Raw genomic sequence first — 12,834 nt, 5'->3', positions numbered from 1 at the left:
GCGGGGCGAGAATGGACAAGCGAATCGAGGCTTGGTTCGCTCTGTTGTTGCTTCTCGTGCTGTTTGCTCTCGTGGTTGGCATGCTCCTCAGCTCTGTTCTTGGCCTACTTGCCGTGGGCCTTTCCAAGGGATAGGTACCGAGAGTGTGCGATTCAGGGCTGCTACCGTCGCGATTCATGAGTGTCAACGCCCTATTCAGTCGAGATGGTGACTGGTTCAAGCCCAGCCCTTTCACCACCGGACCCTGGCGGCCCGATGCCATGCATGGCGGACCTCCTTCGGCGCTGATGGCTCTGGCAATTCATGAGGCTCTCGAAGAGGACGAGCAGGTAGCACGTATTGGCGTAGATCTTGAGAAGCCCGTTCCTTTGGAACCAATGCAGGTGCACGCCTCGCGTCGGCAGGTATCGCGAAGAGTGGCCCATCTCAGCATTGAATTGCGAACCTCGAGTTCTGTCGTGGCATCTGCGCGAGCTTTACTCCTGCGCGGCCAAGGCCCCGTTCCATTGGTCGACATGGTTCGTTCGATTGCGCCTGAACTGCCAAACTCAGTATTGGAATCTTCGGAACGGGACCAATGGGCGACTCAGCCCTGCGTCTTTCACCGCGATGCGATCGAAGCCCGATTCACGACAGGCGACTGGGGAATACCTGGGCCGGGAACTGCCTGGATGCGCTTGACCGTGCCGTTGGTTGAGGGTGAGCCGACGCCGGATCTGTGCCAGTTGATGGGTGTTGCCGATTTTGGTTCGCCGTTATCGCAGGCCGTGGAGCCTGGTGCCGGTGTGGCATTGATCAATGTGGACGTGAACGTCACCTTGGCCGGAGCTCCGGTTGGTCCATGGTTCTGCATCGCGACCCAGGGCTCGGTGAGTCAAGCGGGCATTGGCTTGGCAGCAACGCAGTTGTTCGACGTGAACGGCCCGCTCGGTGTCATCACGCAGAGCCAAATTGTGTATGCCGCTCCCCGCGGCTGAATCAACATGATCCAGCGGAAGAGTGATGGCCTAACTCGCTGTTGCGTCGTGAGGCAGGCCGGCTCCTGTCACGCAGAATCCGAAATGCCGCACGGTTGCGCCAGCCGCGATGGCGCCGCCCCATGAGGGAGCCGTCACCCGAGCACGGTCGCCACTGACGGCGGGTTCGTCGTCGGAGTGGGTGTCGCAGTCGGGTGGGCATGGTGCCAGAGGTCGGCGCTGTGGCTCTGGCCTGCATCGGCAGAGCAACGCAATGCGTTAAGCGAACGGCGGTCTAGGAACTCACAACGTCGACTGGAAACCAAGGAGGCGACACTCGGCAATGATCTGCTTCATATTGGACAGAGCGCCGTTCTCATTGCTCGCATCAACCTGCTTGGGAAAGCCATTCACCAATACGGCCAGATGCTGGAAGTTCTTCTCATCGGCAACAAGGGCTTGCGTTGCATTGAACTGGGCTTCCTGCACAGCGCTTCGAATATCCGGAGTCCCCTTGTTGAGCATGAGGTTGACGGCGTGCATCTCGATACAGGCATCTTTCGCCGAAGCATGACCATCCGGACCGCCGCAACCAGCCAGCCCTAGACATCCAAGCAACACCAGGAGGCCAAGCACAGCTGCGCGATTCACCTTTGCACACTAACCCCTGGCATTCTGCTCACCTCCGAGAGAAGAGCTGCCCCTACGATCCCAAGAGCCAACCGACTCCTAGTGAACCAACAATGCGAGAGGGACCCCTTGGACGATCAGCTGTTTCCCGCCTTGCTTGCAGAGGTGCCGAACTTCCGTGACTTGGGAGGAGTGGGAGCCGGAGCTGGCCGTGAGTTTCGCCGCGGGGTTGTGTTTCGCACGCAGGCGCTCACTGGCCTTTCCGCTGAAGCTCAGGCGGAGTTGCTCGTGCTAGGTCTTACACGCGTTGTTGACCTTCGCATGGAGAAGGAGCGGATCGATCTTCCAGTGACAGTGCCTGGTGGCATTGCAGTGCTCGTCGCGGATGTGGTGGGCAGCGCGAGTCCGAATGGTGCTGCTGCGGCAGGTGCTGCCGCGACGGGAAAGGATATCGATCAGCCTGTCAGTGAGACTCCAGGTGGCAAGGACATGATGTTGGAGACCTATCGCAACTTCATTCAGCTACCCACAGCACAGGCTGCCTACTCGGCGTTCGCTCGATCCGTCATGGAGACCGATGGCGCCGTGGCTGTGTATTGCGCGGCAGGAAAGGACCGAACCGGCTGGGCTGCTGCCTTCCTTCAGAACTTCGCAGGAGTCGATGAGGCCACCGCAATCCAGGAGTATGCGAAGAGCAATGTGTTTCTCGTTAGCAGGTATGGTCCTCGCATTGAAAGTGTGCGCGTGTCCGGTGGTGACCTTGAAGCCTTCAAGGCTTTGGTCAACGCGAATCCTGATTACCTCGCCGAAGCTTTCGCATTCATGCGTGCGCGTTACGGCAATATCGAGGGCTACATGACGAATGCATTGGGATTCTCGCAGGCAGAACTTGCGGCACTTGAGGGTCGCATCGTTTCCGAAATCTGAAACAAGGACTCATGCGCCTAGGCACGATCGAACCGCCGGTCAATTCATTAATTGGCGAGCGCAACTCCACTTATATCAATCGGAGGAATTGCTCTACGTCTAATTAGGGTGCGTAACTGGTGTTGCGGGGGGGGTAACCTCTAGTCGCCAAAAGGTATTGTGCAGCAACAAGTATTCGGTGTAGATTCTTGTGGAAAGAGTTCTCTGTGAGACTCCGCGAGTGCGCACTTGCAACGTATGTGCACCCAAATGTCGCTTACGTACTGAATAACGAGCACAAGGTAACGAACGAATAACGAATCGAACTTGGCTCTATCTACAAGACAGCCGTTGGTGCTCTCATAACGGTATTCGACCCGTCTTCGCGTCTGCGATTGACGAACCTAGGAGGATTGCATGCACGCTCAGATTCGTGTCCGACGCCGTTCAGCAGCAGTTGCTGCTGGCGCCAGTGCGTCGCTACTGCTCGCCATGATCGCAACAAGCGCAGGGGCGGCTCCAACGACGCCGCCAGGCCTGGTGAAGAACAACGCGTCCTGTCCGGCTACTCCGGGTGTCTCGCCTACCTCGGTGACCTTCGGCTGGGTCGGTCCCAAGACCGGAGCTGCTGCGGCGAACTACCTCTTCTCCTCTGAAGGTGCTCAGTTGCGCATCGATCAGGAGAATGCCAAGGGTGGCGTCAACGGTCGCAAGATCATCTTCAAGGTCTATGACGATCAGTCCAATGGCAGTGGCCAGATCACGGCCGTGCAGAAGGCCATTCAGTCGGACAACGTCTTCGGCATGACCGCCCAGACCAACATCACCTCGATGTACCCGACGTTGAAGGACAACAACATCCCGGTCACTGGTTTCTCCAACCCGGCCTTCGGCACCGATCGCAATGCTTTCGGCAACAATGGCGCGACCCTCTCCTCCAACCCAGCCCTCGCCAGCACCGGCGTGCTGGAGAAGCTGAAGCAGCAGGGCGTCACCAAGATTGCCAACATCAACCACGTCAGCACCGGCGCCTCGGCTTCGGGCAACGCCACTGCAGCGCTCATGCAATATGTGCCGGGCCTGACCCAGGTGCTGCGTATCGCTGATGAGCCACAGGGAGCGCATGACGCGACCTCGACCGCACTGCGCATCAAGCAGTCCGGTGCTGATGGCGCGATCATTGTCGGCTTCATCGACGGTGGCATCTCGATCATGCAGGCACTCAAGCAGCAGGGAGTCACCCTGAAGGGTGTCAGCCTGGTGGGTCTGTCCGACCCAGCGGTGCTGAAGAACACCAATGGTGCGCTTGACGGAGTGCTCGGTACGAACTACGGCACTGTGCCAGTAGGCGTGCCTAACAATCCCGCCGTTCGCACCTACGCAAACGGAATGAAGGCAGCCGGGCTGAACCCCTATTCCTCGGCTGCTCCGCAGGGCTTCCTCGGTGCTGACCTGTTCATCACCGGACTCAAGCTGGCCGGCAAGTGCCCGACCCGTGAATCCTTCATCACCAACCTGCGCAACTTGACCAAGTACAACGGCCATGGACTGCTCGCAGAGACGGTCTCGATGAAGGGTCCTGGCTTGGTAGCTAACGGCAACCCGGCGCTCTGCACCTGGTACATGATTGCCAAGGGCACCGACCTCACGCCCGATTCCAAGGCAACCTGTGGTGCCAAGATCATCGACACCTCGACAGGCAAGGTCGTCTACGGCGGCTAGTCAGCAATCGATCGAGTGACTGTGGCGGGTGTCCTTGGACACCCGCCACTTTCACGCACCGCAGCGGCGAAATGTCGTGTCTGACCTGAATAGCCGATTTGCCGAAAATAAACTAGTAACGATGCAATAACGAATCGCATTGCCTGCTATCCACCAGTGCGACGGGATGTTGTCATGGACGTATCGCATCCGTCCGCGCGAATTTCGCAGGACGAACTAGGGAGGTCTCAATGCACGCCAATAATCGTGCCCGACGTACGTCGGTCGCACTCGCAGCAGGGGCAAGCGCTTCGCTTCTGCTCACACTGATCGCAACAAGCGCCGGTGCTGCTCCAACGACACCGCCAGGCCTCGTGAAGAACAACGCATCTTGCCCGGCAACTCCGGGTGTCACGCCCACCTCGGTCACGCTCGGCTGGATTGGTCCCAAGACTGGTGCTGCTGCAGCGAACTACATCGGCTCTTCGGAAGGTGCGCGGTTGCGCATCGACCAGGAGAATGCCAAGGGTGGCGTCAACGGTCGCAAGCTGACTATCAATGTCTATGACGATCAGTCCAACGGCAGCAGCCAGATCACAGCTGCGCAGAAGGCAATCCAGTCCGACAACGTGTTCGGCCTGACGGCGCAGACGAACATCACCTCAATGTACGCAACGCTGAAGGATCAAGGCATCCCTGTCACTGGCTTCTCCAACCCGGCATTTGGAACCGACCGGAACGCCTTCGGCTCCACGGGTGCCACGACCTCGTCCAACCCAGCCATCGCCAGCACCGGAGTGCTCGAGAAGTTGAAGCAACTCGGTGTGACCAAGGTTGCGAACATCAACCACGTCAGCACCGGTGCATCAGCTTCCGGTAACGCAACCGCTGGTCTTATCCCCTTCGTAGGTGGTTTGACTCAGGTTCTGCGCATCGCTGACGAGCCCCAGGGCACCCACGACGCCACCTCCACCGCATTGCGCATCAAGACCTCCGGTGCCGATGGCGCGATCATCGTCGGCTTCATCGACGGTGGCATCTCGATCATGCAAGCACTCAAGCAGCAGGGAGTCACCCTCAAGGGTGTGAGCATTGTGGGTCTTTCTGACCCGGCAGTGTTGAAGACCGCAAACGGCGCACTCGAAGGTGTGTTGGGTACGACCTACGGCTCCGTGCCAGTGGGCGTGAATTTCCGCTCGGTGAAGACCTTCGCATCAGGTATGAAGGCTGCCGGACTGAACCCCTACTCCTCTGGTGCACCTATGGGCTACCTCGGAGCAGACCTGCTCATCAAGGGACTCAAGGTTGCGGGCAAGTGCCCAACCCGTGAGTCGTTCATCTCCAACCTGCGCAACGTCACCAACTACGACGGTGCAGGCCTGGTTCCTGAGAAGGTCAGCTTCAAGGGCCCGGGACTCATGCCAAACGGTAACCCGGCCAACTGTGGCTGGTACCTCACTGCCAAGGGGACTGATCTGGTTGCTGACGCCAAGCCAACATGTGGGTCGAAGTACATCGACACCACCACTGGCAAGGTTGTCTACGGCGGCTAGTCCTCAACAGAATCAAGAACTGTGGCGGGTGTCCTTGGACACCCGCCACAGTTCTTTGTCTTGCAGCTACTTCATGATCACGTCTTGAATGAATGGGGATTCAATCACCTGCCCGAGCACGCCGAGATCGGCACCAAGGCGTGCCGCTACTTCTTGAACCACCCGAACGTCCTTTGCAACAAACCTACCGGCTGCGGCTGCGGATTGCTCGAGAGATCCGCTGGCAGCAATCATTTGCACTGCGCGACTGTTGCCACTGGCATGGGGAAGGGCAGCAAGGAGCACAGCTTCGGATACACCGATTTCCTTGCCCAGTCGCAGAGCGTCGGCGGCCAGGCCGATGTGTGCAGTGAAAAGAGCGTTGTTGATGAGCTTCACGCGCTGGCCGTAACCAACTTGACCAGCGTGCACGATCACCTCGGCGTAGGTATCGAAGAGCGGGCGGACGAATTCCAGGTCGTCATGCGTTGCTCCGATGAACAAGGTGAGCCGGCCGGCCTTGATGTCTATGGGACCACCGCTCAAGGCGGCATCAACGACGCGTATCCCTTTCATCGCAGCCTCACGAGCCATCGCTTCCAGGGTCAACGGATCGCAGGTGGTGTGCACGATGATCACGCCGCCAGCTGGCATCTCCGCGATGAGTCCGACTTCACTGAATGCGACCTCGTTGACCTGCCGATCTGTGAGAACGCAGATATACACAACATCAGATTCGCGAGCGATCTGCATGGTCGAACTGCTGCTGCGAATCCCTGACGAAGTGAGTTCCTTGGTCAGCTTTCCACTGCGATCAACGACATAGGGATCAAACCCTGCCAGTGATAGGCGGTGGACGATTTCAATGCCCATTTGACCCGTTCCAACGAATCCGATGCGCACTGCCGCTCCCTCATGCCTTCCAGTGCGGGTCGCGACCAAGGAAGGCAACCAAGTGTTCGACTGATGTGTCAGTTGTTGAGACTGGGAATTCCTCGGCAAAGAACTTGTCTGGTCCGCGGTATTCAGGCTTGAGCATTGACTTGCCGACAGCAAGCCCAACGATGGTCGCGGCAGCGCTGTCGAATTCGGCAGTTGGGTCCGCACCGGCTTTGTAGGCATTGGGGTCAACTTCTGACGGATTGGAAGTCAATCGTCCGGCGAAACCGTTCGACCAGCCCACCAAGTGATTGATGATGTCCTCAGCGGAGAATTCCGAGCAGGGTGTTTGCAACTGCAGTTGCTCTGCTGTGACGCCAGAGATGATCGCTCCCGTTTTGGACAGGCTGTCTTCGAGCAGGGCAACATCATTGGAAGCCATTTATTGAGGCTACTCCTGTGTCCTGGCCTTGACAGGCTGGAATTTCGTCAGTTAAATACAACCAAATGGTTGTAGATATGTTGAGCGATCGTGAAGTGGATCGGCTCTTTCATGCGCTAGCCGATGCCACCCGCCGGGACATCGTCCGCCGCGTGATGCGCGAGGACTGTTCAATCTCCCAACTTGCACAGAGCTACTCCATGAGCATGACTGCAGTTCAAAAGCATGTGATTGTCCTGGAAGGTGCTGGTCTGATCGCCAAGATCAGGCAAGGACGTGAGCAGCGAATCGTGGGAAACCCCGACGCGGTGAAGAGCGCGCAAGGCCTACTTGATAGCTATGAGCAAATCTGGCGAGACCGATTCAAACGGATGGACGAATTGCTGGCCGAATCAATAACAGGAGGCAAGAAGTGACTGTCACCAAAGTTCTCAAGGATCCATCGACCTGTTCAATGACGGTCACTGCTGAATTCGATGCCCCACTCGATCGAGTGTGGCAACTGTGGGCCGACCCGCGTCTACTTGAGCGTTGGTGGGGACCGCCGACCTATCCCGCAACCTTTCTCAAGCACGATCTGACGGAGGGTGGACTTGTCACCTACTTCATGACTGGCCCCGAAGGCGATCAGCCTCGTGGATTGTGGCGAGTAGTTGAAGTTGCGCCACCGCGACTCTTGGTTGTTGAGGACGCATTCGCGGATGAGACTGGTGCAGCCATTGCTGATATGCCTGTGACACTCATGCGCGTAGATCTGACCGAACGTGATGTCGGCGGCACCAGCGTGTCCATTCGTTCGACCTTCGCATCGGTTGAAGCAATGGAACAGCTCGTTGCTATGGGAATGGATGAGGGTGTGCGCCAGGCCATGGGTCAGATGGACGCCATCCTGCTCGATTGAGCACAGAACTATCGACAACTGCCGCTAGCGTGACCATATGGGTCTTGCGGCAGCTCGTCGAGGAGTAGCACCAGAGATCTACGAGGCCGCGGATCGTCGCGTATTGGATATGCCCGGTCCGGTCTGGACTATGGCGATGTGGTTCGGCGCATCGGCGGTAGTGGTCGCTTTCTCGCTCATCTTCCCTACGCCACCGAATGAAGCTCTCGGCCTGCGGGTCTTCGCCATGATCTATGGCTTCAGCGTTGGCGTTGCTTTGATCATCATGCGCAGCCGCACGCCGATGCTGTTCATCCATGTGCAACTGGTGATCTACATGCTGCTTCTCATCCGACTCACCACGACGGCCGGCACTCCACAAAGCGCGGTGACCTCCGCAATGAACCTCATCGTGCTCGCGGTCTACGTGGGTTGGTGGATTCCGCGACGAGTTGCGGTCATCTACATGGTCCTGGCGGATTTCGGCCTGCTGTTCTCCTTCTGGCGCACTGATCGACTTCCCGAGCTTGCTGTTTCTTGGCTAGCAATCACCGGGCTTTCGATTGGACTCGTGATTGCCTTCGGTGCCCTGGTGTGGAACATGAAAGTCCAGCTGGTAACAGATCCGCTCACTGGTTTGCTCAATCGTCAAGGACTTGGCGCGCTCATTGAGCGTCGGGCCCAAGTTGTTGGTGAGCTCGCGCCGCGCGCGCTCATTGCATTGGATCTGGATCATTTCAAGACCATCAACGACCGCGATGGTCACCTCGCTGGCGATAGAACCCTGGCTGCATTCGGCGCTGCCCTCAGCGCGGAGCTTCGGCCGCAGGACATCGCATTTCGTGTTGGCGGTGACGAGTTCGTGGTCATCCTTCCAGGAACTTCCATCGCCGATGCCTACGCTGTGGCACAACGCTTGCGAGAGGCTATGACGATCGACTGGTCATACGGCATTACCGAGTGGCTTCTTGAGGAGGAATTCAGTTCCGCTTCCTCACGCGCTGATGCGGCGATGTATGCCGACAAAGCAGAACGCGAACGCAGCTCGCCACCGAGGCCATGATTCTCGTCGCTGGCAACACTCGTCAGTGATCGCGACAGAATGCATCCATGAGTGAGCAAGTCGCGCGTACCGCAATCGCGCTTGCGCTGCTGCTCATCGCAGCGCTAGCCGTGATGACCGTCGGCGGTCTTACGTACCGGCGCGAGTTGGTGGTTGCATCCTTGCGGGCTCTTGTTCAACTGACCGTCGTTGCGCTCGTGATTGCGTGGATCTTCAATCACTCCGAAGGCGCGTTTCTCTATCTCGGATTGATGCTGCTCGCAGCTTCGTACACCTCGAATCGACGTATTGGTGGTGATCGGCGCGATTGGCTATGGCTGTTGCTTGCCATCTTCGCCGGAGTTGCCGCAACCACTTCGATCGTTGCAATCACGGGCGCGATCGACTTCAGCCCCCAGGCACTCTTGCCATTCACTGCTCAGATGATCGGTGGCGCGATGAGCGCAGCGTCATTGTCTGGTGTGCGGCTTCGCCAAGAGGTGCGAACGCACTTTGCTGAGTTTGAAGGCTACGTGTCCTTGGGCGCGAGTGTCCGTCAGGCAGGCAGGGAATTCTCAAAGCATGCTGCGGAGCAATCCCTGTTCACTTCACTTGATCAGACAAAGAGCGCTGGTTTGGTGACTCTGCCAGGCGCCTTTGTTGGGTTGTTGCTCGGCGGTGCCACACCACTGCTTGCTGCACAGATCCAGTTGCTAGTGCTGATTGGCCTGCTTCTCGCGCAGAGCATCACGAGTGTGATGACCACCCGGATGATCAGTCCATTGCAGATACCGGATGTGCACAAGGCCGCCCGTGCCGTCACGGCCACGCATTGAGATGGCCATGAGCGCTGGCATACAGCCACCCAATGATTCTGGCTTTCGACTCGATAAAGTCAGCGTCTACTACGGGTCGGAACTCGCCGTTGGCGAAGTAAGCATGGCTATCGCAGAACATCGCATCACTACATTTATTGGCCCAAGCGGGGCGGGCAAGACGACACTGCTGCGTGCACTGAATCGCATGAATGATCTAGTCCCAGAGATCCGAACTGAAGGACTCATCGAATATCGCGGCCAAGATCTCTACGGTGCGACAGTTGACCTCATCGGCATTCGCCGACGTATCGGCATGGTGTTTCAAAAACCTAATGTCTTCCCCAAATCAATCTACGACAACATCGCATACGGCCCTCGCCTGCACGACAGGACAGGGGAACTCGATGAGCTTGTACGGCGTTGTCTGGAGCGGGCCGGACTGTGGCAGGAGGTCAAGTCGCAACTGTCAAAACCAGCGATGGAACTGTCCGTTGGCCAGCAACAGCGCCTCACGATTGCCCGGTGTCTGGCAGTGAATTCTGAAGCGCTCCTCATGGATGAGCCCAGCGCCTCTCTGGACCCAGTTGCGACTCATGCCATTGAAGAATTGATGGCGCAACTCGCTATTGACCACACCATCGTGCTCGTCACGCACAACCTTCAGCAGGCGCTGCGTGTTTCAAATGATGTGGCCTTCTTCGAGGCCGAGCATTGCGGCCAAGAGGAACGGCATGGCCATTTGGTCGAATACGGGTCAGCAGACCAGGTGTTCGCTGACCCTCAGGATGAACGCACGAAGGTCTATCTCGCCAGCAGCTAACTCGTTAGCCCTCAATCAGCCAGGACACGTCAAGGGTGACGCTGACCTTCGTTGTGCCGGGCTCGATTGGCGTCGTCACTTTCTCATCGGGGGCGGCATTGGCCATGGCGATGGGAGGTGGAGCATTCGATGAAGTCTCCGTCACCGATGCAACTGAGCCGAGGCTGAATCCGAGAAGTTCGGCGTATTGCTCGGCTTGTGCGCGAGCAATCTCAACAGCTTGCGCGCGTGCCTTCTGCGAGGCGGCGGCCGGGTCGCTGACATAGGTGCTGACTGAATCGATGCTCACCGAATTGCCACCAGCAGTGACGATGGCATCGAGGCTTGCGCCGGCTTGGGCGAGATCGCGCAGGGTGACGGTCAGGCTCTGCGTTGCCTGGTAGCCGTTGAGAGTCTGCGAGCCGGTGGATGAGTAGCGATAGACCGGACTGACGCTGATGCTTTGCGTGGCGATGTCTGCGCTGTCGACGCCGGCATTCTTGAGGGCATCCAGCACCTTCACGGTGGCTGCGGCCGTGGCACTTTGTGCGGCAGATGCAGAGTTTGCATTCACTGAGGAGACGGTGAGCGAGGCCTTGGCGGCGTCAGGGGTGACCTCGGTTGATCCGGTGGCCGAAACATTCACCGTGCGTAGTGCGCCACTGGGTTCGGCTGAGTTTGAGGAGCAGCCACTCACAAGGATGGCGGCGGATGCGGCAATGGCTGCTAGGCCAAGGAGAGCGCGTCGATTCATGCATCAATAGTGGGTCAAGGCCGCCGGCAAACAAAGCAGTGTCCGGCCCCGAGCGGAGGAGATTTCCCGTTGACCGAGGCCGGACGCCTGAATTAGACAGTTTTGATGAGGGTTTGCACCATCGCGCCCATGTCTGGGTTGCCAGCGAGTTCTGGATGAGCGCGCTCAGCGTGGAGCATGACGTGCTCGATGAGCTCGTCCTTGTTCTCTGTGGTGAAGCTTCCCGGGCATGCAGCGCCGGTGTCAGCACATGTGAGTTGGTAGGCCATGACAATCTCCTTCGTCCATCGGTTCGTGCCGGGCGGGATTCCACCGGGCCGCTTACACAAGAAGGACGAGCGAGATGAGCCGAAAAGGACAACTCGCCCGAGAGTTCTTGGGAAGATTTCTCAGACGTGCTGATCGAGCATGACCGGATTGCCGTCGGCATCTAGGGCAGCCAGGCTCGCCGGGCCAATTCTATTGCAGTTCCTCTATTAGACGGTCAGTTCCGCGGGCACGGTTTCAAGCACGTTGGCGATGGCGTTCATCAGTTCGCGGGCGCTTGCTGCCGTCATCTCAATTGCGACGCGCTCGCCTGTTGTCGATCGTGGATTTGGTAGATCGATGTTCAGGGTGTGATCAGCTGACGCATGTACGGGATGGTCGAAATAGACGACGGCATCGACTGCGGCAAACCAGTGCCCACCTGGGCCTTTTGCGCTGGCTTCAATTGGCGCGTGAACGGTGACGTAGGTGCACATCTCAGGCTCTCAGGTAGGTGGCGTAGAAGTCAGTGATGCGAGCCCAACCATCATTGGCCGACTCGAATCGGTAGGCGCTGCGGTCTGTAGTGAAGAAGCCGTGTCCGGTGTCTCCATAACTCACGAGTGTGTGGGTCTTTCCTTCGTGCACAAGAATTTGCTCGAGTTCGGCGACTTGTTCGGGGCTTGGGTACCAATCGTCTGCTCCGAACAATCCGAGCAGGGGCGCGCGCAGCGCTGGCAACTGTTCAACGAGGTTTGTCACTTTCAGCGGGAAGCGTTCACTCGGAGTGCCGGTGACAAAGGCTCCGTAGCAATCAACGACTGCGTCGACATCCACAGTGCAGCCGACGAGCACTGATTGGCGTCCCCCAGAGCAGTAGCCGATCACGCCCACCTTGCCGTTGGATGTGGGGAGTGCGCGCAGGTACGCGGCGGCGCCTGTGGCATCACCAACCAAGCGGTCATCAGGCACGCCACCGTTTGCACGGGCGACAGCAGCTGCATCGTCGGGTGCCGCATCTGGCGCTTCGCGCCAATACAGATTTGGGCACAGGGCGTTGTATCCCATGGTTGCGAATCTGCGAGCGATCTCCTTGGATCCGCGATCGAATCCTGGCATGTGGTGCACCACGATGACTGAGCCGCGGGGAGCGCTGCCCTCCGGCACGACGAGATATCCCTGCACCTGGTCGCCATTGGCTCCGGTGAACATGATGAATGAGGCAGTAAGTGATTCAGACATGCTTGGA

The 12,834-nt window shown here is 58.3% G+C and carries 17 protein-coding genes; 10 read left to right on the top strand and 7 right to left on the bottom strand.

Annotation, left to right across the window (positions count from 1 at the left end; translation table 11 throughout):
- Positions 1–11: 11 nt before the first annotated feature.
- On the top strand, positions 12–134 hold the full coding sequence (locus Q7L55_11640) for a hypothetical protein (GenBank protein ID MDO8733199.1): 123 nt from the start codon (positions 12–14) through the stop codon (positions 132–134).
- Positions 135–176: 42 nt separating this feature from the next.
- Positions 177–977, top strand: coding sequence for a thioesterase family protein (locus Q7L55_11635; GenBank protein ID MDO8733198.1), 801 nt, complete (start codon positions 177–179; stop codon positions 975–977).
- 282 nt (positions 978–1,259) lie between these two features.
- Here the strand turns inward: Q7L55_11635 and Q7L55_11630 are convergent, their stop codons facing one another.
- A complete protein-coding gene (locus Q7L55_11630) occupies positions 1,260–1,607 on the bottom strand; it encodes a hypothetical protein (GenBank protein ID MDO8733197.1) in 348 nt (115 codons plus the stop codon).
- 108 nt (positions 1,608–1,715) lie between these two features.
- Between Q7L55_11630 and Q7L55_11625 the strand changes: the two genes are divergently transcribed.
- The 3 genes from Q7L55_11625 to Q7L55_11615 all read left to right on the top strand — a co-directional run bounded on the left by Q7L55_11625 (position 1,716) and on the right by Q7L55_11615 (position 5,746).
- The gene (locus Q7L55_11625; protein ID MDO8733196.1) at positions 1,716–2,513 is read left to right on the top strand and encodes a tyrosine-protein phosphatase; all 798 of its coding nucleotides are present in this window, start codon (positions 1,716–1,718) and stop codon (positions 2,511–2,513) included.
- A gap of 396 nt (positions 2,514–2,909) precedes the next feature.
- A complete protein-coding gene (locus Q7L55_11620) occupies positions 2,910–4,214 on the top strand; it encodes an ABC transporter substrate-binding protein (GenBank protein MDO8733195.1) in 1,305 nt (434 codons plus the stop codon).
- A 230-nt stretch (positions 4,215–4,444) separates the two neighbouring features.
- A complete protein-coding gene (locus tag Q7L55_11615; GenBank protein MDO8733194.1) occupies positions 4,445–5,746 on the top strand; it encodes an ABC transporter substrate-binding protein in 1,302 nt (433 codons plus the stop codon).
- 66 nt (positions 5,747–5,812) lie between these two features.
- On the opposite strand, the gene Q7L55_11610 is transcribed toward Q7L55_11615, so the two are convergent.
- Both Q7L55_11610 and Q7L55_11605 read right to left on the bottom strand, forming a co-directional pair.
- Entirely contained in the window at positions 5,813–6,667 is an 855-nt protein-coding gene (locus tag Q7L55_11610; GenBank protein MDO8733193.1) for an NAD(P)-dependent oxidoreductase, read from the bottom strand.
- Positions 6,639–7,046: a hypothetical protein gene (locus tag Q7L55_11605; protein MDO8733192.1), complete on the bottom strand. Its 408-nt coding sequence runs from the start codon at positions 7,044–7,046 to the stop codon at positions 6,639–6,641. Before Q7L55_11605 ends, Q7L55_11610 begins: the two co-directional genes overlap by 29 nt.
- 65 nt (positions 7,047–7,111) lie before the next feature.
- On the opposite strand from Q7L55_11605, the gene Q7L55_11600 reads away from it, so the two are divergent.
- The 5 genes from Q7L55_11600 to Q7L55_11580 are packed head-to-tail and all read left to right on the top strand — an operon-like array spanning position 7,112 to position 10,606.
- Positions 7,112–7,462 (top strand): helix-turn-helix domain-containing protein, encoded by a 351-nt coding sequence (locus Q7L55_11600; GenBank protein MDO8733191.1) that lies wholly within the window; start codon positions 7,112–7,114, stop codon positions 7,460–7,462.
- Entirely contained in the window at positions 7,459–7,947 is a 489-nt protein-coding gene (locus Q7L55_11595; GenBank protein MDO8733190.1) for an SRPBCC domain-containing protein, read from the top strand. The genes Q7L55_11600 and Q7L55_11595 overlap by 4 nt, the downstream gene beginning before the upstream one ends.
- A 37-nt stretch (positions 7,948–7,984) precedes the next feature.
- A complete protein-coding gene (locus Q7L55_11590) occupies positions 7,985–8,989 on the top strand; it encodes a GGDEF domain-containing protein (GenBank protein MDO8733189.1) in 1,005 nt (334 codons plus the stop codon).
- Positions 8,990–9,036: 47 nt separating this feature from the next.
- Positions 9,037–9,804 carry an ABC transporter permease gene (locus tag Q7L55_11585; GenBank protein MDO8733188.1) on the top strand — a complete coding sequence of 256 codons (768 nt, stop codon included), beginning with the start codon at positions 9,037–9,039 and terminating at the stop codon, positions 9,802–9,804.
- Between the two features lie 7 nt (positions 9,805–9,811).
- Positions 9,812–10,606 carry a phosphate ABC transporter ATP-binding protein gene (locus Q7L55_11580; protein MDO8733187.1) on the top strand — a complete coding sequence of 265 codons (795 nt, stop codon included), beginning with the start codon at positions 9,812–9,814 and terminating at the stop codon, positions 10,604–10,606.
- Between the two features lie 4 nt (positions 10,607–10,610).
- Here Q7L55_11580 and Q7L55_11575 read toward each other — a convergent pair whose 3' ends face one another.
- The 4 genes from Q7L55_11575 to Q7L55_11560 form a co-directional block, all read right to left on the bottom strand.
- Complete coding sequence (locus tag Q7L55_11575) at positions 10,611–11,339, bottom strand: SIMPL domain-containing protein (protein ID MDO8733186.1); 729 nt, start codon at positions 11,337–11,339, stop codon at positions 10,611–10,613.
- 92 nt (positions 11,340–11,431) lie between these two features.
- Positions 11,432–11,608 (bottom strand): DUF1059 domain-containing protein, encoded by a 177-nt coding sequence (locus Q7L55_11570; protein MDO8733185.1) that lies wholly within the window; start codon positions 11,606–11,608, stop codon positions 11,432–11,434.
- Positions 11,609–11,815: 207 nt separating this feature from the next.
- Entirely contained in the window at positions 11,816–12,082 is a 267-nt protein-coding gene (locus Q7L55_11565; GenBank protein ID MDO8733184.1) for a DUF6295 family protein, read from the bottom strand.
- A 1-nt stretch (position 12,083) separates the two neighbouring features.
- The gene (locus Q7L55_11560; protein ID MDO8733183.1) at positions 12,084–12,827 is read right to left on the bottom strand and encodes a dienelactone hydrolase family protein; all 744 of its coding nucleotides are present in this window, start codon (positions 12,825–12,827) and stop codon (positions 12,084–12,086) included.
- Positions 12,828–12,834: the final 7 nt, after the last annotated feature.

Source organism: Actinomycetota bacterium (genome assembly GCA_030650795.1).
GTDB lineage: Bacteria > Actinomycetota > Actinomycetes > S36-B12 > S36-B12 > UBA11398.
This window is presented reverse-complemented; position numbering and strand designations above follow the sequence as displayed.

Excerpts from the sequence above, each read along its gene's own strand:
- Q7L55_11640 (MDO8733199.1), top strand. The coding sequence starts at position 12 with ATGGACAAGCGAATCGAGGCTTGGTTCGCTCTGTTGTTGCTTCTCGTG.
- Q7L55_11635 (MDO8733198.1), top strand. The coding sequence starts at position 177 with ATGAGTGTCAACGCCCTATTCAGTCGAGATGGTGACTGGTTCAAGCCC.
- Q7L55_11620 (MDO8733195.1), top strand. The coding sequence starts at position 2,910 with ATGCACGCTCAGATTCGTGTCCGACGCCGTTCAGCAGCAGTTGCTGCT.
- Q7L55_11615 (MDO8733194.1), top strand. The coding sequence starts at position 4,445 with ATGCACGCCAATAATCGTGCCCGACGTACGTCGGTCGCACTCGCAGCA.
- Q7L55_11605 (MDO8733192.1), bottom strand. The coding sequence starts at position 7,046 with ATGGCTTCCAATGATGTTGCCCTGCTCGAAGACAGCCTGTCCAAAACG.
- Q7L55_11600 (MDO8733191.1), top strand. The coding sequence starts at position 7,112 with ATGGTTGTAGATATGTTGAGCGATCGTGAAGTGGATCGGCTCTTTCAT.
- Q7L55_11590 (MDO8733189.1), top strand. The coding sequence starts at position 7,985 with ATGGGTCTTGCGGCAGCTCGTCGAGGAGTAGCACCAGAGATCTACGAG.
- Q7L55_11585 (MDO8733188.1), top strand. The coding sequence starts at position 9,037 with ATGAGTGAGCAAGTCGCGCGTACCGCAATCGCGCTTGCGCTGCTGCTC.
- Q7L55_11580 (MDO8733187.1), top strand. The coding sequence starts at position 9,812 with ATGAGCGCTGGCATACAGCCACCCAATGATTCTGGCTTTCGACTCGAT.
- Q7L55_11575 (MDO8733186.1), bottom strand. The coding sequence starts at position 11,339 with ATGAATCGACGCGCTCTCCTTGGCCTAGCAGCCATTGCCGCATCCGCC.
- Q7L55_11570 (MDO8733185.1), bottom strand. The coding sequence starts at position 11,608 with ATGGCCTACCAACTCACATGTGCTGACACCGGCGCTGCATGCCCGGGA.
- Q7L55_11565 (MDO8733184.1), bottom strand. The coding sequence starts at position 12,082 with ATGTGCACCTACGTCACCGTTCACGCGCCAATTGAAGCCAGCGCAAAA.
- Q7L55_11560 (MDO8733183.1), bottom strand. The coding sequence starts at position 12,827 with ATGTCTGAATCACTTACTGCCTCATTCATCATGTTCACCGGAGCCAAT.